Source organism: Crenobacter cavernae (assembly GCF_003355495.1).
In the GTDB taxonomy this organism is placed as follows: Bacteria; Pseudomonadota; Gammaproteobacteria; order Burkholderiales; family Chromobacteriaceae; genus Crenobacter; species Crenobacter cavernae.
On the sequence record NZ_CP031337.1, the window covers coordinates 2,537,841 to 2,561,774 of the forward strand.

The 23,934-nt window shown below is 58.3% G+C and carries 16 protein-coding genes and 2 pseudogenes; 9 read left to right on the forward strand and 9 right to left on the reverse strand.

The window, feature by feature from the left end; all coding sequences use genetic code 11:
• Nucleotides 1-294 precede the first annotated feature (294 nt).
• Complete coding sequence (gene amrS, locus DWG20_RS12380) at nucleotides 295-1,371, forward strand: AmmeMemoRadiSam system radical SAM enzyme (RefSeq protein ID WP_115434104.1); 1,077 nt, start codon at nucleotides 295-297, stop codon at nucleotides 1,369-1,371.
• A 215-nt stretch (nucleotides 1,372-1,586) separates the two neighbouring features.
• Here amrS and DWG20_RS12385 read toward each other — a convergent pair whose 3' ends face one another.
• The gene (locus DWG20_RS12385) at nucleotides 1,587-1,892 is read right to left on the reverse strand and encodes a TFIIB-type zinc ribbon-containing protein (protein ID WP_115434105.1); all 306 of its coding nucleotides are present in this window, start codon (nucleotides 1,890-1,892) and stop codon (nucleotides 1,587-1,589) included.
• A gap of 253 nt (nucleotides 1,893-2,145) precedes the next feature.
• On the opposite strand from DWG20_RS12385, the gene DWG20_RS12390 reads away from it, so the two are divergent.
• From DWG20_RS12390 to DWG20_RS12415, 6 genes are all read left to right on the forward strand, one after another.
• Complete coding sequence (locus DWG20_RS12390) at nucleotides 2,146-2,652, forward strand: DUF1993 domain-containing protein (protein ID WP_115434106.1); 507 nt, start codon at nucleotides 2,146-2,148, stop codon at nucleotides 2,650-2,652.
• Nucleotides 2,653-2,786: 134 nt separating this feature from the next.
• On the forward strand, nucleotides 2,787-3,425 hold the full coding sequence (locus DWG20_RS12395; protein WP_115434107.1) for a YceH family protein: 639 nt from the start codon (nucleotides 2,787-2,789) through the stop codon (nucleotides 3,423-3,425).
• A gap of 471 nt (nucleotides 3,426-3,896) precedes the next feature.
• On the forward strand, nucleotides 3,897-5,369 hold the full coding sequence (gene gmtY / locus DWG20_RS12400; protein WP_115434108.1) for a gamma-mobile-trio recombinase GmtY: 1,473 nt from the start codon (nucleotides 3,897-3,899) through the stop codon (nucleotides 5,367-5,369).
• Between the two features lies 1 nt (nucleotide 5,370).
• Nucleotides 5,371-8,331, forward strand: coding sequence for a gamma-mobile-trio integrase GmtZ (gene gmtZ / locus DWG20_RS12405; protein WP_115434109.1), 2,961 nt, complete (start codon nucleotides 5,371-5,373; stop codon nucleotides 8,329-8,331).
• Complete coding sequence (gene gmtX, locus DWG20_RS12410; RefSeq protein ID WP_115434110.1) at nucleotides 8,321-8,956, forward strand: gamma-mobile-trio protein GmtX; 636 nt, start codon at nucleotides 8,321-8,323, stop codon at nucleotides 8,954-8,956. Before gmtZ ends, gmtX begins: the two co-directional genes overlap by 11 nt.
• Before the next feature lie 301 nt (nucleotides 8,957-9,257).
• Nucleotides 9,258-9,734 (forward strand): FKBP-type peptidyl-prolyl cis-trans isomerase, encoded by a 477-nt coding sequence (locus DWG20_RS12415; RefSeq protein ID WP_115434111.1) that lies wholly within the window; start codon nucleotides 9,258-9,260, stop codon nucleotides 9,732-9,734.
• 313 nt (nucleotides 9,735-10,047) lie between these two features.
• On the opposite strand, the gene DWG20_RS12420 is transcribed toward DWG20_RS12415, so the two are convergent.
• The 6 genes from DWG20_RS12420 to DWG20_RS12440 all read right to left on the reverse strand — a co-directional run bounded on the left by DWG20_RS12420 (nucleotide 10,048) and on the right by DWG20_RS12440 (nucleotide 19,275).
• Nucleotides 10,048-10,290, reverse strand: coding sequence for a DUF2798 domain-containing protein (locus DWG20_RS12420; RefSeq protein WP_115434112.1), 243 nt, complete (start codon nucleotides 10,288-10,290; stop codon nucleotides 10,048-10,050).
• Nucleotides 10,291-11,009: 719 nt separating this feature from the next.
• Nucleotides 11,010-11,465 (reverse strand): MEKHLA domain-containing protein, encoded by a 456-nt coding sequence (locus DWG20_RS12425; RefSeq protein ID WP_220271959.1) that lies wholly within the window; start codon nucleotides 11,463-11,465, stop codon nucleotides 11,010-11,012.
• Between the two features lie 691 nt (nucleotides 11,466-12,156).
• The gene (locus DWG20_RS12430) at nucleotides 12,157-13,209 is read right to left on the reverse strand and encodes an NACHT domain-containing protein (RefSeq protein WP_115434114.1); all 1,053 of its coding nucleotides are present in this window, start codon (nucleotides 13,207-13,209) and stop codon (nucleotides 12,157-12,159) included.
• Entirely contained in the window at nucleotides 13,210-13,482 is a 273-nt protein-coding gene (locus DWG20_RS15990; protein WP_147289959.1) for a hypothetical protein, read from the reverse strand.
• Between the two features lie 600 nt (nucleotides 13,483-14,082).
• Nucleotides 14,083-17,391: a patatin-like phospholipase family protein gene (locus DWG20_RS12435; RefSeq protein ID WP_115434115.1), complete on the reverse strand. Its 3,309-nt coding sequence runs from the start codon at nucleotides 17,389-17,391 to the stop codon at nucleotides 14,083-14,085.
• 177 nt (nucleotides 17,392-17,568) lie between these two features.
• Complete coding sequence (locus tag DWG20_RS12440) at nucleotides 17,569-19,275, reverse strand: SH3 domain-containing protein (protein ID WP_115434116.1); 1,707 nt, start codon at nucleotides 19,273-19,275, stop codon at nucleotides 17,569-17,571.
• A gap of 202 nt (nucleotides 19,276-19,477) precedes the next feature.
• On the opposite strand from DWG20_RS12440, the pseudogene DWG20_RS16485 reads away from it, so the two are divergent.
• Nucleotides 19,478-19,791 (forward strand): annotated as a pseudogene (locus DWG20_RS16485) (IS110 family transposase); the annotation flags it as partial.
• A 693-nt stretch (nucleotides 19,792-20,484) separates the two neighbouring features.
• On the opposite strand, the gene DWG20_RS15995 reads toward DWG20_RS16485, so the two are convergent.
• Together DWG20_RS15995 and DWG20_RS16000 are read right to left on the reverse strand one after the other, a co-directional pair.
• Nucleotides 20,485-20,931 (reverse strand): hypothetical protein, encoded by a 447-nt coding sequence (locus DWG20_RS15995; protein WP_147289960.1) that lies wholly within the window; start codon nucleotides 20,929-20,931, stop codon nucleotides 20,485-20,487.
• The gene (locus DWG20_RS16000) at nucleotides 20,924-22,834 is read right to left on the reverse strand and encodes a hypothetical protein (protein ID WP_147289961.1); all 1,911 of its coding nucleotides are present in this window, start codon (nucleotides 22,832-22,834) and stop codon (nucleotides 20,924-20,926) included. The genes DWG20_RS15995 and DWG20_RS16000 overlap by 8 nt, the downstream gene beginning before the upstream one ends.
• A gap of 114 nt (nucleotides 22,835-22,948) precedes the next feature.
• Here DWG20_RS16000 and DWG20_RS12450 point away from each other — a divergent pair.
• Nucleotides 22,949-23,883 (forward strand): annotated as a pseudogene (locus tag DWG20_RS12450) (IS5 family transposase).
• Nucleotides 23,884-23,934 lie beyond the last annotated feature (51 nt).

The window sequence follows — 23,934 nt, forward strand, 5'->3', positions numbered from 1 at the left end:
CCGCCTCGGTTTCCTAATCGGTCCCCGTGCTTGACTCAAAGCCAGGCGCTGTTGCACAAATGCCGGTCAGGGCGCAAACCCCCTTTCCCCGGACGGATTTATGCCACACGCACCGTAGTCGGTGTTCCCAGGCAGGTGAAGCGGTCCGAAGTTCGTGAAATCCTGCCGGTCCGGAGACTTCTGCAACAACGCCATCAATAATGATCGAATGTGGGTCTGTTACTTTGGATACACGCTAGCGGGTCACCCACGGCCCCCAGCTTTTTTGGAGCAGCCGTCAGCGCTGCCACTGCCATGAAGGAAGCTCTTTACCCCGGCCGTTACTGGCATTCCCTCGGTGATGGACGTATCCAGTGCGACCTGTGCCCGCGCTACTGTCGCCTGCACGCGGACCAGCGCGGCGCCTGCTTCGTGCGCCAGCGGGTCGACGATCAGATGATCCTGACCGCCTATGGCCGCTCGTCGGGTTTCTGCATCGATCCGATCGAGAAAAAGCCGCTCAACCATTTCTACCCCGGCAGCAGCGTGCTGTCCTTCGGCACGGCCGGCTGCAACCTGACGTGCAAGTTTTGTCAGAACTGGGACATCAGCAAGTCGCGCGAGATGGAGACGCTCGCCGCCGTGGCGGGGCCCGAAGCCATCGCCGAGGCGGCAGCGGCCTACGGCTGCAAGAGCGTGGCCTTCACCTACAACGACCCGGTGATCTTCGCCGAATACGCGATGGACGTGGCCGACGCCTGCCACGAGCGGGGCGTCAAGGCGGTGGCGGTGACCGCCGGCTACATGGGCGCGGAAGCACGGCGCGACTTCTACGCCAAGATGGATGCGGCGAACGTCGACCTGAAGGCCTTCACCGATGAATTTTATTTCAAGCTCGCCGGGGCCCGCCTGCAGCCGGTGCTGGAGACGCTCGAGTATCTGAGGCACGAGACCGACGTCTGGCTCGAAATCACGACGCTGCTCATCCCCGGCAAGAACGACAGCGACGACGAAATCCGCGCCGAGTCGCGGTGGATCGCGAAGGAGCTCGGCGGCGACGTGCCGCTGCATTTCACGGCCTTCCATCCCGACTACAAGATGAGCGACGTGCCGCCGACGCCGCCCGCCACGCTTACCCGCGCGCGCGCGATCGCCCTCGCCGAAGGGCTGCAATACGTCTACACGGGCAACGTCCACGACGCCGAAGGCGCCACGACCTACTGCCCGGCATGCCACGCGCCGCTCATCGTGCGCGACTGGCATGCCATCGAATCCTACCGCCTCACCCAAGGCGGCAGGTGTCCCGACTGCTCCGCACCGATCGCGGGACGCTTCGAACGGTTCGACCGCCAGTTCGGGCGCCGACGAATTCCGATTCGCATCGGGAGCTAGCCCCGGGTAGCAGCTTCCATCCACCTGGTCACGAAGGCTGCGTAGACGCTCGTTCCCGGCGATTTCCCAATAGCCTCGGCCAACCTTGTCCGGACCGAAAAGGTTGGCCGAGCCCATAAAGAAAACCGCCCGCGGCTTGGGCGGGCGGTTTTATCAAGGCTCGACCGCTGCACGTCGGGCCTCGTGTCCTTAAGCCCGGTCGGGCGGCCGGCCGCTCAGTCGAACAACTCTTCCCAGAAGCTCTTCTTCTTTTTGTAATGGCGCTGGTCGTCGTGATGGTGACGGCCGCCGTCGTGGCGCGGCGGCGCGTAGCCGGCATGTTCCTGGCGCGGAGCCGGCGCAGGTGCCGGCGCGGCGGCGGGCTGGCTGTAGCCGCCCAGGTCGCGCAGCGAGTGCTGGATGATCTTGTCGAGCTCGCCGCGATCGAGCCAGACGCCGCGGCATTGCGGGCAGTAGTCGATTTCGATTCCCGAGCGTTCGCTCATTACCAGCGTCGTGTCCTTGCAGGCCGGACAATGCATCACATATCTCCTTTGGTTGTGGTTCTGGCCGCCATGCTGGCGCCGGTGATGGCTGGACCGGCGAAGAGGGGGCCGGGTTCCCGAGGCGGGCCGCGCAGCTCCGGATGGCGCAACAACTCGACCGGCGCGTAGAAGGCGTCCGGCTAGTGTAACGCATGGCCCGGCCTGGCTTGTGCCGGAGCGCGCGGCCTCCATAATCAGCTAGTCAGCCCGCAACCCTGCGGCGCGCCCATCCCGACGAAAGGGAAGTGCCATGTCCGTTTCCATGTACCAAGCCTCGATACCGGGCCTGATCCGTTCGCTGGACAGCCTGGCGGCCATTCTCGCCAAGGCCGAGCAGTTCGCCGCCGACAGGAACATCGAGCCCGGCGCGCTGCTCAACGCCCGGCTGGCGCCCGACATGTATCCGCTGCTGCGCCAGGTGCAGATCGCCAGCGACACCGCCAAGGGCTGCGCGGCGCGGCTGGCCGGCGTCGAGGTTCCCGCCTATCCGGACACCGAGGCGAGCTTCGCCGAGCTTAAAGAACGCATCGGCAAAACCGCGACCTTCCTGCAAGGCGTGACCCCGGAACAGCTCGACGGCAGCGCCACCCGCACCGTGGTGCTGAAAATGCGCAGCGGCGAATTGAGCTTCAGCGGGCAGGATTACCTGTTCCAGTTCGTGTTGCCGAACTTCTATTTCCACGTCACCACCGCCTACGACATCCTGCGCCACAACGGACTGGCCATCGGCAAGCGCGACTACCTCGGCCAACCTTGAAAGGCGCCGGTGCAACAGCCGTTTTGGCCGGCTAAGGAGTCAGAGCCAGGCGGGCCGGACGCGGACGCGCCGTCTGGACCCTTCAGGGTGGCGGTGCGATCATCTGGCCATAGCGATAACGACGAGGAGAGGCGATGGACGACCAATACCAGTTTGACCCGGCCGAGGTGCGCGTGCTCGGCGCGCTGATCGAGAAGCAGGCGCTGACGCCGGATGCCTACCCGCTGACGCTGAATGCGCTGGTCAGCGCCTGCAACCAGCTGACCAGCCGCGAGCCGGTCATGACGCTGACCGAAAGCCGCGTCAGCGAGGCGCTCGATGCGCTGATCGAGGCCAAGCTGGTCGCCGAACGGCTGCCGGCCGGCGGCCGGGTCGCCAAGTACGAGCACCGGCTCGGCTGGGAGTGGCGGCTGGAGGGGGTGCAGTTGGCGGCGTTGGCGCTGTTGCTGTTGCGCGGCGCGCAGACCTCGGCCGAGATCAAGGGCCGCGCCGGCCGGGTCTACCCGTTCAGCGGCGTCGACGAGGTCGAGACGGCACTCAACGCGCTGGCCGACAAGTACCCGCCGCTGGTCGCCAAGCTCGGGCGCCAGCCCGGCGAGCGCGAAGCGCGCTGGACGCATTGCCTGTGCGGCGAATTGTCCGCGGCCGAGGCGTTCGCGGACGAAGACGGGGCGACCGGGGCCGGGCTCGCCGGCCGCGTCGCGGCGCTCGAAACCGAAGTCGCCGAGCTGAAAGCCCGGCTGGCCGCACTCGAAGCGCGATTGAACCCGTGAGCGCGGCGGTCCGCAGGCCGCCGGCGACACCGGCAAGGACGCCGCGGCGCGCCGCCGTCGGGATGCCCGCCTGCCCGGACGGCGGGGCGGGCTTCGACGAAGCGAAAGAGCGCATCCTCGGCCAACCCTGAACGTCACCGCCGCCAGACGTCGACAACCCCGCCCGGGCGCATCCTTATATGGTGTAGCTAGACGCTACTATTAATGGTTGAAAGATGCCGCTCTCGACTTCGGGAGTGGCATTTTTATTGTCGTCAAATAAGTAAATATTGTGTAATTTTAAAACTAATAGGATTTTCACTACTAATTCCTTATGGCCGGCCAACACCGCTCAGAACAAACCTTCCCCGTCTTCCCCTTGTGGATTGCCGGCAAGGGCGACGCTGACTTTCAGAAGATGGTGGTGCATGGGCCACTCTCTCGCCAGGAGAGCGCTCGCGACTGCGGCCTCGCCAAGATCGAGGCTATGTGATGGAACACGTCACGATGCGCGGCAAGATCCATCGGGATAACACCGGTGTCGTCGCAGAGATTCCGGTGATCGTTACCGAACACGGTCCCTTGCGCCCCTTGGTGGAATACCTGCTGGAGCGGGTCCATGTTCGCAGCCATATCTGGATGGTCAAGCTCGCACAGGCAGTGAGCCTGTTGCTCGACTACATGGCCGCGAATCATGACTGTTACGACAACCCCAAGGATCTCTTCGCCGGTTTCGTACAGCGGCTCTATACCGGCACGGTGGGCGAGGATGGCACCGACCCGAGCGGACTGTATTGGCAGGGGCGCAGCCCCGCCGTGGTGCGGCAGTTGGTCAATCCGCTCTCCGAGTTCTCCGACTGGATGGCCGAGCGGCAGGGAACGAGGCCGCTTAATCCGTGGCGACAGGCCACGCGCGGCGAGGAACTGCTGGCTTGGGCCGCGTGGCATCAGAAACGCGATCGTGCCTTCCTGGCGCATGCCTGGGACCGGGAAACTGCGTCGCTACAGATGACCCGCGCCCGCAACGCCTTGCTCCAGAAGACGCCGGTCATCGATCACGAGACGGTCAAATTCTTCCCCGACGAGCGTATTCACGATTTGTTGTTCAAGGGCTTCATCGTGCCCGGCAAGCAGAAAAGCCCGCGCCTGGAAGAGCGACTGAACCTGCGTGACATTCTGATTACGTTGCTGCTGCATTACGGCGGCCTGCGCATGTCCGAGCCGTTCCACCTGTATGTCCAGGATGTGGTGCCTGATCCGCTCCATCCCGAGCGAGCGCGAGTGCGCGTCTACCATCCAAGCCTTGGCACCGCGCCGCCCGACTGGCTGGACGCCAAGGGCAAGCCGACCCGCTGCAGCCGGGATGCCTATCTGCGCGGCAAGTGGGGGATGCTGCCGCGTACGGAGTACGCCTCGACCGACCAGTGGCACGCTGGCTGGAAGGGCAATGCACTCGATAGCAAGGCGCATTGCATGGAGGTGAGCTGGTTCCCGGCCTGGGCCGGCGAGCTGTTCTGGCAACTGTGGGTGTTCTACATGGCGCAGCGTGCGCACATGCGCTGCGACCATCCGTTCTCCTTCGTGACACAGCAAGGGAAGCCGTATGCGATTGACAGCTTCGAGCGGCAGCACCGCCGGGCGGTTGAACGCATCGGGCTGACACCGGCCAAGGCGCTCGGCACCACCCCGCACGCGCACCGCCATGCCTACGGACAGCGTCTGGCAGATGCGAAGATCGATCCGATCTTCCGCAAGAAGGCGCTGCACCACAAGTCGCTGGAATCGCAGACCGTCTATACCGAGCCGGATCGCGCCAAGCTGACCCGCGCGTTGGAGGAGGCCTCGCAACGGGAAAGGGAGGGCGCGACGCTGCCTCCGCCCGATTTCCTCGAATACGGCTTCAGGGACGTCGATCCGCTGGGCCTGCTGAGCGGCCCGCACCCGACACTCTTGAGGAGAGGCTGAGATGGTGAAGAAAACCCGCGGCGCGAAGATTCGAGGCACCACGCTGAATTTCGACCCGAAATTCCGTTTCTTGCTAACCCTCGATCCCGGCTTCGAAGCCTGGCGACAACTCGCCGCCGAGTGGTGGCCGCAACAGAAACGCGCTTCCGCCAAGCTGACTGCGCTTGCCGCTTTCTTCATACGCTATCTGCACGGCCAGGACCTCGACAAGCTGCCGCTGGCGGTCTTCCGTCAGGGCAGCGCGCAGCACGATCTGTGGGCGACGCTGGAACTGGGCCGGCTCTTGGGACGGGAGGGAACGAAGCAGCACGATACGATCAGCGATTTCCTTGAATGGGTCTTGCGCTCCCATCTTGCTGAGGTGGATGCGGACGGCCACAGAGTCGTGCCTGCCCACCTGCGCAATCCGTTCCCGCGACTGCGCCCCCAAGTGACCGGCAAAGGGGCGGACCTCAGCTTTGCCCATGTGCGCGCGCTTGATTCCCGTATGGCCGACTGGTGCGATCTGGCGGACGAGTGGCTGGGGGAGCAAAGACAAAATGTCCAAGGTAAGCGCGCCTCACTCGACAAGTTCTTCGTCACTTACATCGCGGGCCTGAATCTGCCGCGCAACCCGATCCGCTTCCTGCATCGGGAGGAACGATTACCCGACTTCTCCGAAACATGGGTGTCCAGCAAGGTCAAAGGGGCCATTGGCGCTTTGTCCATGACTGACGTGCAGGCCATCAACGCCGTCGCCGACTTCCTCGACTGGGTGCTAGCAACAAAGCTTTCCATTGCGGACGAGCACGGCTATCGCCTCGTGCCGCCCGAGCTGCATAACCCGGTCAAGCGTTTTTCCCACAGAGGCCTAGCGGCCCCGACCGAATCAGTGCGCGCGGCGCTTTCGATCCGCTACATCAAGGAACTGCGGCACATGCTGGCCGAAGGGCCGTATTTCCGTGACTGGGGATGGGCACAGCAGGCGATGCAGGGGGGTAATAGCGGAGGCACCTGGTTCGTGGTCGACCCGAAACTCGTCAATCGCGCCGATCCCGACTGTGTGTGGCGGGAGCGGGAAACCACAAAGTACGAACAGGACAGAAAGGGATGGCCCGCGGTCGTCACGGAACTGTGGTCGCCGGTGCGCGCGGTCGCGCTCTATTTGAAGCTCGAACTGCCCTTGCGCACCTTCCAGGTTCGCATGCTCGATTCGGGCGAGGCTGACACCTGGCGCTATGTCCATGGGCTGGAGGGCGGTTCCTTCATCCGCAACGACTCGCCGCTCGCCACCGGCAGCGAGGCACGCCCCTACCAGCGCGGGGTCTTTCACCGCAGCCAGCGGGAGGTCGGCGCCGGGCTGTTCATCAACACCAACAAGACTGCCGACATCAACAAGGCAGAGAACCACAAAGGCTACGTCGTCCCTTGGGCGCACGAAGCCGCGCTGTACTGGCTGGAGAAGCTGCGCAACTGGCAGGAACGCTACAATCCGATCGCCGAGCCGATGCCGTGGCGTGACCTGGAGTACAAGCAGTTCGGGGGAACGCCACCACATCCGGAAGTGCTGGAAGCACGCGGCACGGCCTGCTTCCTGTTCCGCGACGCGGCGGCCGACGGCGCTGATCGTGCAAAGCCACTTACTGCAAATGCCCTGGATCGCATCTGGTACTTGCTGCTCGCTCGCCTCGAAGAAAAGTGCCGGGCACGAAGTGAAACGCTGGATGACGGCACCCCGATCCAGTTCATCAACCCGGATTCGGACTCGGCAACCCACTACCCGCTGCACGCCTTGCGCGTCTCGCTGATCAGCTACCTGGTGCTTGACCTGCAACTGCCATTGCCGGTGGTGTCCAAGTTCATCGCCGGCCACGCCCGCATCATCATGACCCTCTACTACACCAAGTTCGGTCAAGCCTATATGCGTGAGGTGCTGGCCGAAGCCGAGAGCAAGCAATTGCAGGCCGACCAGCAGAACCACGCCCGCTTCCTCATGGATGCGACGCTTGAACAGGTGAGCCAGCGCTTTGCCAGCCTCTCCGAGGATGCTTTGCGCGCCGCGATCGGCCACCAATCGGCTGCGACCTTCGTCTTCGAGGACAAGGGGATCTGCCCTGTGGGCAGCGGGATGTGCGATGTGGGTGGAGAGCCCCTGAATGATAGCGTCAAGCCAGTTTACGGCCCCGTGCCCGGCTATCCGCAGGAGCGCAACTGCGTACGCTGCCGCTTCTTCCTGACCGGCCCCGCCTTCCTGCCCGGCTTGCAGGCCCATTTCAATACGCTGAGCTACGAGGCTCAAGAACGCTCGGAACGCCACAACGACCTTCACGAAGAAGTCACCCTGATGGAAAACCGCCGCGCCGATTGCGAACGCGACGGCCGGCCTTTCTCCGAAGCGCGCGAACTGCAACGCCTGTCGCAGCGTTATGAGGCGGAGGCCGAGGCGATGGGCACGCTGGTCAACGACTTGCAGGCGACCTATCACCTGATCGGCCGCTCGTTGGAAATCCTCAAGCAGGCCGAAAAGGATGGTGTGCAGTTGGTGGCCGTCGGCGAACTGAACGACCTGGAAACGGCCTTTATCGAAACCCCTTCGGAACTGCACCAGATCGAGGTCCTGTGCGAGAACGCCGTGATCTATCCGGAGATCGATGCGCGCAAGCCTGCGCTGCGGCGGGCCCAGATCCTCGACCTGATGCTCGAATTCAACAATATGCCGCCCGTGTTCTTCCGCCTCACCCCCAAGCAGCAATTGGCGGCTGGCAATGCCGTGATGAAGTTGATCCAGTCGCGCACCGGCTCACTCAAGGGCGCACTGGACTATGTGGAGGGGCTGCGACGCCTGCGCGAACTCGGCATCGTGGACGACACCTGGGATGCCATTGCGGAAGTCGTAGCCGGCACCCCGGCACGCGACATCATCAATACGGCCCGCACCCAGCGGGCTCTGCCGAACAGGGCGGGAGACGATCATGCATCCTGACGATCTGCTGGAACAACTGAAGGCCAACGCCAACCCGCGCAAGCAGAAGAACCTCGACATTATTCATGCCGTCTGCCGCGAGCAGTACGAGCGTGGAGCCAAGGACTTCTCCGTGGCAACGATCTCCCGGATCGCACAGGAGCGCGGCGGGCCGGTGAAATCGACCATCCACAACAAGACTGGCGATGACTTCAAGGGGCTGATCAAAGTCTGGGCCGAGTATACCGGCGGCGTCACCCGCAAAGTGCGCAAGGTAAGCGAGAACCCTATTTACGCCGTGCTCGACAAGATCGAGAACCCGGCCGTGCGGGCGGTGATGGGGGCCGTCCTGGCCGAGAATCAGAAGCTTAAACGCGAGGTGAATCTGCTCAAGGCCAATGCCGAAGTCGTGATCGACATGCGCAGGATCGCTGCGACCGTACCTGGCGAAATGGTTGAGGTCCTGCCGGCCACCACCGGCCTCACCGATTCAGAAAAGGAGGCTTTGCGCCACGCCATCAGCGACGGGCTGATGCAGGACGAAGGCTGGACCCAGGATGACCATGGCCGCATTTTGAGCACGAGGGGCAGGCCAATCTTCAAGGTCGGATTCGTCTCCGCGATCCGGAAACTCCTTGGGCAGTAGGAGACGTGCCAAGCGCGCAATAGCCCTAACCGCATCGGTATTGCCAGGAGAAAGCAGGAGAAAGTTCGAAACCACCTTTCTCTTGACCGTGCAATCTCGAAGTATCCAACCGATGACGCTCATCGTCCGAACCCTTTAGCGAAGCCAAGGCTTGGCGTGCCCGTGCAGCCATGCTGGATGCCATCTTCTACGAAGCTAAATAAGAGGGCAGGAATGCCTACAGGATCCGGGGCAGTCCAAGTTGACACTCCTCCGCTGAACTGCGAACCTTCCCGCTTAAATTTATTTGCCATAGCCCGCCATGAAAATCACCCAAAACACCGCCGTCACTCTGCGAATGAAAGTCACAGACAACCAGGGTCTGGTTTACGACGATGGCAAGAACCCAGTCTCCTACCTGCACGGCGATTACGATAACCTCTTCCCCAAACTGGAAGCCGCACTTGAAGGTCAGGAATCAGGCTTTCAAACCACGCTGGAACTCGCTACCGAAGACACCTTCGGCGAACGCGACGAAGCCCTGGTCACCACGATGCCCAAGGCCGAATTCCCGTCCGGCATCAAGGTGGGCGGCCAGATCCAACGTACCGGCCCGGATGGCAAACTGCGCTACTATTTCGTTACCAAGATCAAAGGCCCAACCGTATTGCTGGACGGCAACCACCCACTTTGCGGTAAAACCCTGCGCTTCGCCCTCAAAGTTGTGGACGTACGAGTGGCAACCGCCGAGGAAATTGCCCACCAGCATGTACATGGCGAGCACGGGCATCAGCACTGACACCACCCGCCCCACACAAACAAAGCCCTCCCCATCCGGGAGGGCTTTGTTTTGCCTGGATCCCATCTGCTATTTGGAGTTGGAGTTGGTGATCTGCTCCTGATCCGCTCGCCACCTACAAGCCCAACTTCGAGGTCTCGACCCGCTCCCTCTCAGATGGTCACACTTAGTCCCTAGTGCTGATGGTGGCCATCCTTGATTACTGCGAATTCGTCTGAAGTTCGGCCTGAGCGGACGCTCGAAGAACGGTTCGGTCACGTCAGCTGCCGGCCAAGAGCGGACGTAGGGCCGCGCCTATAAAACTAAGGGCGATTCACTCAACTGGTGCTGGAGCACGGTTGGCCACCAGTCGGCCGGCCATCATGAACGCCACCGGCGACACTACCAGGGAAAAGCCGAAGGCTACGGGCCAGGCAATCACGAACGAGCTGGTCCAAGCGTCCACCATGGCGGAGGTCAAACCGAGATGAAGAATGGTGAAGAATCCGGTCATAAGGAAGGCCATCATCCCGGAGATGAAGACCTGGGCGGTGATCACGACTTTCTTACTGTGCATGCAAATGTTCCTTTTTAGAACGGGGCGAGCATGGACAGCAAAATAGCTACCCACGGCATCACCCCCAAGTTTATTAGGGAGATGCCGTGGGTTCTGAAGACAGACTAATTCTCGTAGGACACGAGGGTCGGAATAACCACACCGACCGATCATTTTTCGACGCGGAGATGATAAGTGTCGCTTGATAGTAGGTCAAGCGCCGTTTCGCCCGTGGACAGACTGGGCAGTTGGTTCACTATTGGCCGATTATTGCCGGTGCAGACAGGCCGCTATGGGTCGGTAGCGGACATCTCCCCCACAGGGCCAGATCGTCCGCTTTGGCCGAAAAGCAGCTAGTCAATTTATCCGCTTATCAGCAGACATGCGGCGGCTCATGGGCGATTTCAGCCTGTTTCCGGTATGAGTCCCACAGGTCGACACACAATGCCTTGACCGGTTCAGAGCGCCTCAACACTTCCGGCAGCCCCAAGGCGAGTGCCGAGATTGGCGCCGAGCCCTAATAGAGAATGGCCTCGGATTGCCCCGAGGCCATTAGTACAGTTACTTATTACAAAGGTCGCGCCAAGACTCGCTCAGGCGGTAGTAGTAACGTTTTTACACCACATAGTGGCCTGCCCCGGCGGGGTTTTGTCTGTCTCGGCGGTCGCTCGGCTCAGCGGGAGCGGAGTCGCGCGCCGGCCGTTGTCGCAGCGGCACGCCTGCGCGGGCCGGGTCGTCTCTCAGGCGTCGCGCCAGCGCCGGTAGGTGGCCGCCTGCCCGTGGTACACGCCGCGCTCGTCGATCAGGTTCCACACCGTCACGTCCTCGATCCAGAAGCGCCGCCCGTCACGGGCGATGCGCAGGCCGCGATAACCGTCGGCGAAACCGTCGCGCTGTACCGCCTCGAGCAGCCGCTGGCGCTCGTCGCGATTCGGCGCCTCGGCCGACAGCCGCGATTCCAGCCGCGTGAATTCGTCCCAGTCGTAGCCGAAACAGCGCTGCGCGGTGCGGTTGGCGTACACGAACACCGGGCTCGCCGCCGTGTCGTGCGCCAGCACGCAGAACGGCGCGTCCTCGTACAGCCAGCGCATCGCCTCGGCCTCGGCCAACGTCGCATCGAGCAGCGGTTTGCCGGTCAGGCGCTGGTAGCTGCCGGTCAGCAGGAGGAAGAAGTTGGGATTGGCGAATAGGGGCAATTTTATGTGGGGTCAAGGAATGGTTTAGTAAGATTTTGACGCTGGGTTTCAGTCGTGCAGCGGGCTTGGCTGAGCGTGAGACTCGAAAATGAGTAGGCGAGATGGTCGGAGTATGGCGTCGGTTCGGCCAACCTTGGCTGGAAGCAGTTGGCCGAATCTGAATGAAAGCCCTGTGCGGGGAAGCTAATCATTTTTTTGATGAAGCATTCAGCGCAACACCTCTCTCAGTGCCTCGCGTCATGGTTCTGCGCATTTTGTTAAATCTCAAACAAGGCGTTTTGGTTTGATTTTCTTTTTTCTAAAAATCCCTTTGCTTTGGTTAGGTCTTGTTTTATATCGTTAATGAATTTGCTGGCAATGTTTTGTATTTCGGTGCGCAATTCCTGATCCTTTCGCATCGCTCCATGTAGCGACACTAGGGATGTCGAAAGGGTGTAGTTGCGTGTTATAGGCATAATTGCACTATGTAGTTTTAGTATGTAGTTGTTATTTATGTTGTCGATAGGTAAGCTAAGACTGGTTTTGCGACTGCCGTCGCTTTCTATACTTCTCAGTGAGAAACCAATTCTTTTTATTAGATTGTTTATATCGCTTTTGGAGATTGTTTTCTTGTTGATTTGATTGTCTTCTAGGAATTGTGTTGCATAGTGTAATATATGATATTTGTTGTATTTATATTCGTCGATCTGGCTTAGAAAATTAATTGTTTCTTTGAAATTATATATGGAGGAGAAATTATCAAATTCTTGGTATATTTTTTTCCAATTTCTTCGTCTTCAATGTGTTTAATGAAGTATGCTGCAAAAAACTCTTGTATTGTCTTGTGTATGAATGTGGTGTGTATGGAGTCTTCTCGCTTCATGAGGCAGATGTTATCTGTCATGTCGGTTTTGAAGGCTTCGGCATGACATGCTACTCCTGCAATTTTGGTCGCTTTTTTGTGGAATTCTTCAAAGCTGTCATTTTCAATGGAAGTGCCCCCCTCCTTTAGTGACAGGTAACAAAAACATTCAAATAGTGCGCGAATGTTTTCGTTGGAAAGTTGACTGGCTTTTTCTCTGGTGTAACCTGGTTTGGTTTTGTCGTGGCAAATTGAAAGGGTGCTGAATAGATTTTGGTAAAATTCAGGTATATTGTCTGGGATGTCTTCAGGGTGATCGCCGTATACTGTAAAAAACAAAGTTAGTAATAGTGGTGTGCTTAAAACCTCTTTGACGCGCTTGTTTTCTTGTTTTTTTAGTGAGTGCGTGATTTTTTCCACCCGATTGACAGCTACTCCAATTTTTTCTAGATAAGGTTGAAAGTCTGATTCGGAAAGCTTATCCATGGGTATGGATTTAAAACCATGTATTTCTGATAGATGGTCAAATAACGCGCCAGGCCTGGATGACAATATCCATGTGGTGTTAGGAAATTTTCTTGATTTGCTTTCGAGCTCTTTCTTGAATTCCATGGAGTGCACTCTTTTTATTTCGTCGTACCCGTCAAGAAATATGGCGCATTTCCCGCTTTTTAGAATTGCAGATAGAGCCTCTTTGTCATTCTCGATGTCTATCCCGGATTTCGCGAGGCTGTCGAATAGTAGAGATTCTAGAGTGGTTTTTTCGTCGATGTTTTTTAGTGAAGCAAATAGGGCGATTCGCTCGTCGCGCTCGATTTCATTTATACATAAATAGCGCAGTAGTGTTGATTTCCCTTGTCCTGCAGTTCCAAGGAGGAAGATTTTATTTGACCCTACGGCAATTTATATTTCCAAGGCGCTGGTGGCGATAAGTTTCTTTTTATTAGGTAAAATAATTCTTGATGGATAGTAAATTGACGTAAGAGATATCGAGTTCTGGCAGTTTATGGTTCTAATCAAATCAATTTCGTGCAAATTGCTTTTGTATTTATCAAGGCTGGCTACTGCTTTCCAGTTGGAATAGTATTTTTTTAGAGAGCTTTTGCCTGATTCGTAAATATCATTGAGGGGTTTTCTGGCTAAAGCCAAAATGGCGCTGGTGGCTGCGATTGACATTTTTATAAGTCCTCATCAAAAAAAGGCACACCGAAGTGTGCCTTTCGCATATCTTATCGTCAATAAAAATGCGTCGAGCGACACATAAGCTTGCATTGTCTCTCAACGTGAATCAGATGATTGCTGGTGATGGCGACAGTTAAATAACTAAGCCAGCGACACATAACATTGCATTTTCTTCTCGGGTGACAGATAAGCTTGCATGTTTGGTCGGAGAGCGGCATGCCTTACCAAGTAGCCTGGCTGATGACTAGCGGTTGGTCGGGGGTGGTCGCCTGCTGTAGTTCCCCATAGGGTCAAGACGTCGAACTCAGCAACGTAGTTGCTAGTTGTGGCTTTGTTAATGAAATGGACGGCCCCTTCCTAGGTCGGCATCTCGGTGCCAGTTCCAGAAGGGGCCGTCCATTTCATTAACAAAGCCCATGCGCTACGAAAAGCTGATAGTAATATCTCCAAAGCAGCCAAGCTGCTTGTCATCTGAAGGCAGCTCGAGGATCGCCTTCAGAAAGGAGGCGGGGACATGTACAACTGATGGCTCGCCACATTGATCTGCCTCCGCCAGCTCATACCAGCCTTACGGAGAGAAGCCCTACCAGCACATCAGGGCAGCCAGATCTCTACCAAATGGGATCGAACATTTTTGTAGGCCCGTGAGAGGTCGAGAGGGTATCCCTTCCCCTCCAGTCCTGAGCGAACGATCCACTCAGCCAACTTCCGGTCTTCCGGGTGGTAGTAGATCACTGTGACGCGCGCGAACCGGTCAGGAGGCTTGCGCCCGCGCGCCTGCGCGCTGCGGGTGACATTTTCTATACCTGGCGTCTGTGTGCTCTTCAGCCCGGCGGCCTGCAGCCGGGTGATGACGTCTTGTGCAACGTCCCGGGTCTCTTCTCCATAGATCTGCACGTATACGAGAGCTTGCTCTATGGCTTCCTGCAGACGCTGCTCCTCCTGTGGCGGACTTGGCTCCTGCCGTGTGGAAGTACTTGCAGTTGGTGACGCAGAGGCCATCTGCGAGGCAATGCTCACGATACTCGACGGTTCTGGCCGGTCCAGCCCAAGCTGCGTTCTCAGTTTGGTGGAGATATCCAGCAAGGCTCTGGCCTTGTCGTCCTTGATGCGGTCGAGGGCGGTAACTTCGTTCTCCGCGATGCTCAACTGGGCGGCTGCAGTCGGGCAGGAGACGGGGACCGCTGCACAGTACGGCTTCCGGGTTGCCTGCTCCTCCAGTCGGTCAAGGCGAGCGAGTACGAATTTCACCTTATCTTCGGCGGCGGCAGCCTGCGACTTCTGGTAGTTGGAATAGAACTCGAAGCCGGTCCATAACGCGATCACTAACGGTGTGTACAGCGCAAGTAGCTTCGCCACCCCGGCCTGCTTCGGGGCTTCCTCCGTTCCCGGCGCGGGTGATGCCACCGGGCGGGTCCAGTCCGCGCCCTCGACGGCGGGCTGGCCGGCGATGTAAGTGGCCCATGCCACGTCGAGCGCGCTCAGTGAATCGACCAGGTGGTCGCCGAGGAGGCGTCCGAGTTTGCGAGTGCTTTCCCACTGAGCTTCGTCGTAGAACTGGTCGGCGGTGCTTTGCTGCGGGAAGTCGGGGGCGATAGCGGCGTAGCGTGCGAGGTCGGTCGGCAGCTCCGTTGGCAGGCGTGGTTTTACCACCAGCAGCCAGCCGTACTCCGGATCGTCCGGGTAGTGCACCCTGGCCAGGGCCAGCGGAGCGTCGCCGGTCTTCGGCAGGCCGAGTTGCGGAGCGAAGAAGCAGCGCCGCCATGGCGTGCCGTTCCACAGCGTGTCTAGGTCGGCATCGCTGAAGAACTCGATCTCGGCGTCGAAATCGATGCGTGCCTTCAACACCAGGTTGGCGATGTCCTCGAAGCCGTATTCCAGATCGGCACCGCAGTCTGCCACCACGATGCGTTTGAGCCGGCGACGGATCAGTTCGTAGGCGGCAGTATTCTCGAAGTGGCCGCCGTCGGAGAGATACCAGTAGTTGGTGCCGTCAGGATTGAAGTTGCCGGTGAGCTCGGCCAGTAGGGCCTGGGCGGTAGTGAGTGTGCACTTGGGGCGGTTCTCCTGGCCGGCGTGCCACCAGTAGCCCAGACGCACGCCCAGCAGGCCGAGCAGGGCGGAGAAGCCCAGCGAGGTGCGCGGGCCGGCGCCAGTGGAGAAAGCTGCGCCGGAGATTGATACCCAGCAACCCAGCGACAGCGCTTCGGCGTCCTGCCATGGTGCGTCCTGCCAGTAGGTGCGGCCTAGGTTCAGCCCGGCCGGCCCGACCGCCAAGTTCCAGCCCTTGCGGTCGGGCTGGAAGTTGCCGGTGGAGGAATAGCGCGTCTGGTTCACATTCACGTTGATAAGGTGCAGCGGGCCACCCCGTAGGTGGGGTGCATAGGTGTCGGTCGGGCGGGTGCCGCTGATCCACAGTGACAGGTCGTCGCCCTCGACTACGTCGGACACCGGCGGCTGGTTTCTGCTGTGCACCGGCTTTTCTGTCCACGCGATGCTGCGCCGGCTGTTGCCGGCACCGAGGTAGGCGCGGGTCAGACGGGCAGCATAGAACTGGTGCAGGGACGAGAGGTTGAGAAAGTCCAGGTTGCTGCGGTAGAGGTACAGCATCAGTAGCAGGATGACCGTGGCGGCCAGGGTGAGCGTGCCGAGCGGTAGCTGCTCCACTACCTGGCTCCCGGCCACCGCGTAGGCTGCGACGCCCCAGCCGAAGGCGACCAGCAGCAGGAGCAACACGCCGGCCACGCCGACGAGGCCCTTCAGCGCCAGCCCGCTCCCGCTGCTGCCCAGCTTGCCCACGCCGACTGAAAGGCGTTCTGCCAGCGCGCGCAGCCCGGCCAGCAGGGCACCGGTGGCGCCGGCGCCAAATAGCGACAGGTTGGCCGTGTCCTTCTCGAACAGCTGCACGCAGGCGAGGGCGAGGTCGTCCAGCAGGGCGAGTCCGGTGAGAGCAAGCGTGGCGGTCAGCAGGCAGGATAGGAGCTTGGACAGGCGGTTGCGTATGCGGGCCTGTGTGGTGCTCGACCATCTCACCGCCAGTGCAATGAGAGGGGCTGGCAGCGCGATGGTGGCGACCAGCAACAAGGCACTGTCACGTGGGCCCCAACCCTGCCACCAGGTTGCCAGTGAACGGATGGACGAGGGGCCGCCGACGTCGTTGCTGAGCAGCCACAAGGCGCCGACGCCCAGGCCCACTGCGATGACTACCTGCAGCCAGGCGACTCTCCTGTCGCGACGGATCATCCAGTAGGCCCAGGCAGAGGCCAGGAAGCCGGCCATCAGCACCATGACGCCTCCCCAAACCGGGCCGGGGGAGTAGTTCCATGTACCCATGTCCGGAGGTGAATCCGGACTGAGCCAGGCGCGCAGCCACGCCAGCAGGATGAAGGCGCTGAACAGGATTACGCCCAGGAAGGCGTGCACCGACAGCATGTTGCGCAGGTAGATGGCGGCGGCAAACAGGCGGTCGTGGGCTCCGTGCGGCGCGAGGTAGCGGCCGTTGTCGCGCAGCCAGCGGATGATCGGCGCTTCGTCGCTGGCGAGCTTGCGTTCCACGTCCGCGACCAGGTCTGGGGTCGGCGTGCCAGCCGGGTTCTCCTCCTGCGCGCGATGGAACAGTCGGCCGAGGAAGCTGCCGATGTAACCGCCACCGGACACAGTGGAGAGGTAGGCGAAGTCTTTCAGCTTTCCCTGTGCCGCCAGTGCCTGTAGCAGGCCGAGGTTGAAGGTGGCGCTACGGATGCCGCCCCCCGACAGCGCGAGACCTAGGCTATCGGAGATGCGCTGTTCCGGTGTCTGTTCAGGTTGAGTGGGAGGGCTTTGGCGCTGGTCCAGGCAATCGGCTTCGGCCTGGGCCTGGCGCGGATCGAAGTAGTAAGCCGGCGTCTTGTCCTTTTCGCTCATTTCGCCTCCTGTTCAAGCACCCCCGTTCTGACCGGACGTCGGCTAGGGGAATCGACACTGGGATGCCTGACCCAGATTGAATTCGGAAAGCATCGCTCAGCACTTGGTGCTAAACCGCAGTCATGGAGAGCGGGACAGACCCGCTAGCGAGCTACGGATATCTGTGCGCTCTTCTCCTTAGGCATGCAGCCAGAAAGCGCTCTCAGCAAACTGCTCGCCATTCCACCAGTTCAGCTTGCCGGTGCCCTGGCGGAAGTTGCTCGCGCCGGCTTGGCTTTGCAGCGGCGCGATCACCTCGCCGGCGGCGTTGCGCCGTGCCACCAGAGTGCCCGTTTCGGGCACCACCATCACGATGTGACCAGAGCGGCCATCCTCCTTGCGCCGGGCCACGATCAAGCCAATGGCGCCCAGGTTTACCTCCGTCTGTAGCTTGGTCAGCGTGCCGGTCTGGCGCCACCCAAAGGCTGCCCCGAAGTCGCGCAGCCAGCGGAACAGGTCGTTGGCCCGCATTTCCGCGATCGTGTTGCCGATCAAGGGCTGGACCGTCTCTCCCGCGGCAAGCCGCAGCAGCGCTGGGGCTGACCACCAGACCCGCGGCAGGAAGACGTCGGCGAGATAGCAGTAGTCGTGCGCGTAGATGTTGCAGAAGGTGAGGCCGTCGTGCGGCTGGTAGCGCAGGTTCCTCTTATCGTCCACGGCCAGCCAGTCAACGATGGCGGCCAGCTCGGCTCGCAGCTGATCCGGCGACGTACCCACGCGGCCTGGCTGCCCGTTCTCGTTCAACGAGTGCGCATTGGCGGGATCGCGTCGGCGGGTGATGGAGCCAGGCTTGCGCGGCATGGTCACTGCTACGATGCCGCTGTTGGGCGGCAAGGCCGCGGGCACCACTGGCTGTATAGCGACAGGGCCTGCCAGAGGCTGCAGGAACTTCGCCGAGGCAAAGCCGCGCAGCAGAGCGCCGCTTAGGCTTGTCTCGACTTCGATGAAGCCGCCAACCTTGGCGCCGGTGATGGCGCGTACCTCGTGTCCGTCGGGGAGGTGCCCCACCACGTTCGCTTGCGGTGGCGTACTGATGTACGGTTCTCGCCGCAGGCGTAGCATGCCTTCCCGTGTCTCTACCCGGAGCGCTGGCCCCGTGGCGGTGACCGGGCTTGGCGGCGCGACCAGCGCCTGGCCAGCGGGCGCGGGCAGCAGGGCCGTGGCTTCGCCCGCGATGGCGACGGTGTGGGCCAGCCTGATGAAATCGAGGATCGCCTCGCCGTAGAAGCGCTTGCCGTCGAAGTGCCCCTGCTTCAGGCCCTTGGCCGGCTTGAAGCGGCCGGTATTGTAGACGATGCTCACCATGGCGAACTCCTGATCCGTCAGCGTTACACGGCTCTGGAAGTCCAGCTTGCGCAGCGCGCTCTTCAGCTCGCGCACGCAGCGGTCGAGGGTGCAATCGAACTTCTCGTAATCGCGGTTCAGGAAGTACTCTGGGTCTTCGATGAAGAACTGCAGGTCCAGCTGGAATACGCCGAAGCCGTGACAAAACTTGTTGGGGCGTTTGGCCACGGCTTCGTAGCCGGGCACATGCTGTGCCATGTCCACCAGCGCCTGGCGTGCGATCGCAAACATCTCCTTGCCGCGAGGTGCTTTCTCCAGATCGGCCCGGGTCAGAGGGAAGGCTGCCCGGCCCTTGTCAGCATCGAGCGTGTCGCCTACACACAGTGCCACGATACGATCAACCGCCATGTCTTTGCGGCGCATGGTTCCCCAAATGGAGCCGGTCTCGTGGCAGGCGATGGCAGTGAGAAAATCAACCGTCAGTGGCGTGCCGGCGATCGCGGCTTGAATGGGACTTTCAAACTGGGTCTTGAACCAGAAAATGTCGGCGCTGTCGGGCATGGCTAGCTCCTCAGGTTGAAGGACGTAGCGATGGTCGTTAATCATTAGAAATTAGCAGCACTCTGGTTTATAGAGCACCTGTGTTGGGCTTTGTTAATGGTATGGACGCCCCTTTCCTGAAGCGGCACTGCGGTGTCACAGTGAGTTTGCAATCGGCTCACTGACCGAAGGGAGCGTCACCATAAACATGACGACGATTTGACTGGATCTGGCCAAGAATGTGTTCCAGGCCCACGGGGTGGATGAGCACGGCAGAGCCTTCTGTGCAAACAATTGGCTCGCCTTCAAGTGGCCGCATTCTTTGCCAATCTGCCGCCCTGTCTGCTCGGTATGGAGGCATGTGGTAGTGCTAACTTCTGGGCTAGAAAGCTGGCAGCACAAGGCCACGTCGTCAAACTAATGGCACCGCTGGCACCGCTGTTCGTGAAACCCTATGTCAAAGGCAGCAAGACCGATTCGGCGGATGCCGAGGCAATCTGCGAAGCGGTGGCATCGCAGCGGTTGGCGGCCATCCCTTCTATTACTGGAGTGTCTAATGCATTTAGCATAAATGCCCGGTTCAGGTTATTGGGTACCAACAGAGAAGTACGGGCACCCTGCGATGGGGAGTGGTGCCTTGAAGCCGCGCAGTGCCTTGATGTGGTGAAGTCGCATCAGACGGGAAACATGGTGCTTGCCACACACCGCACCGATCTCGTGCAGTCATCCAGTTACAGCGTGAGCCATAGTCACCGCCACTGACACGCTAGGAATCACGAATCAGGGAGGGTAACCGGGTGTCCTCCTTTGCTCGGTCAGATTCAGGTCAATGCGGCATATGTAGAGTCCGACACGCGTCACCTGCAATAAACGACGCATGACTATCAGGTCAATGCTTGTCCATGAAGCAATGCTCACACGGACTCACTGGCAAAGTAGCACGTGGCTTTTCTTAGGATATCCCGTCCTTCTTCTGCGCGGCGCAGCTATGCCTTCATGCAAATAATTAAATGCCTACCAATTACGACCCAAAGTAAAGCGATAATAATTGCGAAAATGGCTGGCCTTTGGCAAGACAGTATGAAAACGTGGCGAATTAATTCCATCAAGTATTGCGTCAGTCTGTTTCGAAAATTTGACCATTAACTCTACCTCAATCACCCTTGGTGAAGGGTGCATGCTTTAGTGCGCCATGCTTTGTGAAGTTACCATTAGCCATCGCAACTGATTTTAATTGGTTGTATCTGTGCGGTTGCTTTTTGGCTTTCCGAACAAAGAGTAAATTAAAGCCCCCATATATGCACCAAAAAGAGTCTCGATTGTAATTAAGAACCGTTTGAAATCTTCGAAGTTATCAAACCCATTATTGTAAGCTTTCATGATGACACTCACACCAATTAATAGGGCCGTAAATAGTGGAAATGCGAACGAAAGAACAGCATAAGTATTGGTGACTTTGTTTGTTTTATCGGAGGCAATGTGTTTGTCACTGATCACAAAGGAAACTACACTAGTCGTATACACTGAAAATACTGGCACCACAATTGCCAATAAAGTTGTTAGCTCTTGCATCGTAAATGCGGCAAGAAAATATAGGGCAATACATAGGAGCAAGAGCGTAACGTGGGAAATAATTATGGTTACACCGAGGGCATACTTTAGCTGGCGTTCAGTCACGATTCGGCTCCTTTTCCTTTTTTGACAGGTAGTCCTTGAATGCGACCGTCAAGCTTCGAGTAAACTCGGTAAGATCAAGAGTGTACTGAGGCTCCATATCAGTAAACTGACTGTCCGGAGGGTATGCTCCGAGTCCGCTGGCTACTCGACCATCTATGCTCGCTCGCAAGAATGGCCCTGAAGGTGCTTGAGTTACAAAGAACGAAATTTGTAGCCGTTCCCACAGCGATCCGCCGTGAATGGTACGGCCTTTAAGGCCGCGCACTATAACTTCGGCAAAGTCTGGATCTAACGTGAGAGCATTTATTTCTCTCTTGGAGACTTTAAGATACTCTTGTAAAAAAGCTAAGATACTGGGGCCAATCCCCATCGTAGATAGAGGGAGCTGCTGACTTCCTGAGAGCACTCCCTTTTTTATCGGGACCGGTAGAGTGGTTCCAAATGAAGCAGAAACGCAGAAACTCCCATAGCGGCTTGCGTCTCCTCCTGAAATTGAAAACGCCCACTCTCCTGAGCAAACCACTGGTACATGTAGAATGACTTTTCTGGATGGAAGCCCCAGTGCTGCTGCAACCTTTTGAATTATTTTTTGCCAGAGTGTGATTCCATGCATTTCTTTAAATTCATTTTCGAGCGCCTCCATTTGAAAGCGATCAAGGTTGGTGTCTAAAAGCACTGCGACATCCGGTACGTCTTTGGCTGTAGCGTAGTTTGAACTTAAAAGGGTTCCAGCCAGCAGTCCTGTTTCCAACCGCTGCCATGCAAGAGATCTCGGTCGTAACTTCGCATTGTTATTTTTAGTGTTCTCGCGATGTGCTGTGGCAAGCATTGCTCCTTCAATCATTTCACTTCTGACCTGCATGTTCTGTTCCGAATTTTTTTGCCTAAAATCGATAATATCGAGCGGAGAAAGCGCGGCGCCAAGACCAACATCTTCAAACCACTTACCTAATTGCATCAATTCGTTTCGCATGGGGTTGTACGAGACTCCAATCAGCGAAATGGTAATTTCACTTGATTCGGAGAGTGGCATTTCTTTAAATTTTGGCCATATTTTCTTTTCGTCATACATATTTATTTCGGCAATATACTTTCCTGGGTTAAGAATGTATGAATATTGAATGGAACTTAAAGCGGGTAGTGGGCGTTTTTCCAGTAGCCATGCACTATCACCATTCATTTTCCTAATGCCGAAAGATACGAGCGGTCTTGAGTCATTAGGGCTCCATGGACCTTTTTCTTCGCTTAGCCGAAAGAAAGGTGGTGCGCCCAATGCCCACTGCAAAATTGAACGGTATTTCACGTCAATTAAATAGTAGTCACTGCTACTGGTGGGGCTAAATTTAATCTCACGTACCTCTCCTGCAAGTGCTGGAAACGTAGGTGTATCATTTCTAATTTTTTCGACGCTTAGTATAAAATCAGACGAGAAATGTCGTTCGGACTTTTCTTTGGAAACATCGAAATATTCAACCTGAACAATGTAATTTCCTGGCCTGAGCTTGGCAGAGGCCTTGATAGCATCATTTTCTTTGATCTCGGAGTGGGCAATAGCTATGATTGGATCTGAATTTACAGTACGAATTGAAAATCTGGGCCAATTACTTCCGTCGCCACCTTTGAGCGATAAAGTTATTTCGACTGGCAATACAGGGGATATTGCGACGTAACAATTTGTCGTTTTTTTAAAGCTGAGATTTAGCTTTTCTCCTGGCTGGATCGGCAAAGGTACTGCCGAATCTGGATTTAATCCAGTACCTGCGTTACCAAATGGCTGATGTAAAGCCGGGTTGACTGTGCAGGGGGGCTGGCCAATAATTTCTTTCGAGTGTGCAATAGAAGCCACAGATAAAAGAGCAATGGCATATAATATTTTTAGGTAACATCGGAGAAATAAATGCATCGCTCTTCCCATCGTTTTTAGTTGTTTATAGTATAGGTGTTCTTTGCTATTTCTAAGGCGCTGTTGCATAAGTCCGGCCGGGCTGCCGCCCGAAGCGCGGGGTAGACTTGCCGCATGAACCCGCACAAGCCCCGTTACCGCATCACCAACTGGCCCGAGTACAACCGCAGCCTGCAGAACCGGGGCAATCTGATGGTGTGGCTGTCACCGGACATTTCCTGGCTGGGTAATGCGCGACCTGACGCCAAGGGTCGTCCGACGGTCTACACTGACGCCGCCATTCAAACCGTGCTGACGCTGAAGGTCTTGTTCAAGCTGGCGCTCCGGCAAGCGCGAGGCTTAGTTTGCAGTGTGTTGAAGCTGCCAGGGCTGGACTGGCCGGTGCCCTGCTTCAGCACGGTCAGCCGGCGGCAGGCCACCCTGACCGTCAACATTCCGGTGCGACGTCGGGCCGAACCCTTGCACCTGCTGGTCGATAGCACCGGGATCAAAATCTGCGGCGAGGGTGAATGGAAGGTCAAAAAGCACGGAGCCGAGTACCGCCGGGCTTGGCGTAAGCTCCATGTGGCCATCGATGCCGCGACGTTGGATGTCCGGGCGGTAGAGATGACCGACCACCGTCAGGGCGACGCGCCGCCCAAGTGGAAGAACTACTGTCCCAACTTGATCCTGCCGAGCCATTGGCGAGTGTCCGCGGCGACGGAGCTTACGATACCCGGGGCTTCTATCGGGTAGTTCGTTCGCGCGGAGCTGAAGTCATCGTACCGCCGAGGCGGAACGGCAAGCCCTGGAAAGACCGTACCGACTTTGCCCAAGCTCGGAATGACAGCTTGGCCGCCGTCAAGCATCTGGGGCGGCGGTTATGGAAGAAGTGGAGTGATTACCATCGCTGTAGCCTGGTCGAGACGACCATGGGGCGCTTCAAGTTGTTGGGGGAACGACTGGCAGCTCGCCAGCCGGAGCGACAGGTCACCGAGGTGCATGTGCGCTGTGCGATTCTGAATACCTTCAACCGGCAGGGCATGCCGGTGACGGTTGCGCACGCCTGAAGTTCGTCAGCGGCAGGGGGGCTTGCCCCTAGCCCGATTTATGCAATAGCG

Excerpts from the sequence above, each read along its gene's own strand:
- amrS (WP_115434104.1), top strand. The coding sequence starts at position 295 with ATGAAGGAAGCTCTTTACCCCGGCCGTTACTGGCATTCCCTCGGTGAT.
- DWG20_RS12385 (WP_115434105.1), bottom strand. The coding sequence starts at position 1,892 with ATGCATTGTCCGGCCTGCAAGGACACGACGCTGGTAATGAGCGAACGC.
- DWG20_RS12390 (WP_115434106.1), top strand. The coding sequence starts at position 2,146 with ATGTCCGTTTCCATGTACCAAGCCTCGATACCGGGCCTGATCCGTTCG.
- DWG20_RS12395 (WP_115434107.1), top strand. The coding sequence starts at position 2,787 with ATGGACGACCAATACCAGTTTGACCCGGCCGAGGTGCGCGTGCTCGGC.
- gmtY (WP_115434108.1), top strand. The coding sequence starts at position 3,897 with ATGGAACACGTCACGATGCGCGGCAAGATCCATCGGGATAACACCGGT.
- gmtZ (WP_115434109.1), top strand. The coding sequence starts at position 5,371 with ATGGTGAAGAAAACCCGCGGCGCGAAGATTCGAGGCACCACGCTGAAT.
- gmtX (WP_115434110.1), top strand. The coding sequence starts at position 8,321 with ATGCATCCTGACGATCTGCTGGAACAACTGAAGGCCAACGCCAACCCG.
- DWG20_RS12415 (WP_115434111.1), top strand. The coding sequence starts at position 9,258 with ATGAAAATCACCCAAAACACCGCCGTCACTCTGCGAATGAAAGTCACA.
- DWG20_RS12420 (WP_115434112.1), bottom strand. The coding sequence starts at position 10,290 with ATGCACAGTAAGAAAGTCGTGATCACCGCCCAGGTCTTCATCTCCGGG.
- DWG20_RS15990 (WP_147289959.1), bottom strand. The coding sequence starts at position 13,482 with ATGTCAATCGCAGCCACCAGCGCCATTTTGGCTTTAGCCAGAAAACCC.
- DWG20_RS12435 (WP_115434115.1), bottom strand. The coding sequence starts at position 17,391 with ATGAGCGAAAAGGACAAGACGCCGGCTTACTACTTCGATCCGCGCCAG.
- DWG20_RS12440 (WP_115434116.1), bottom strand. The coding sequence starts at position 19,275 with ATGCCCGACAGCGCCGACATTTTCTGGTTCAAGACCCAGTTTGAAAGT.
- DWG20_RS16000 (WP_147289961.1), bottom strand. The coding sequence starts at position 22,834 with ATGCATTTATTTCTCCGATGTTACCTAAAAATATTATATGCCATTGCT.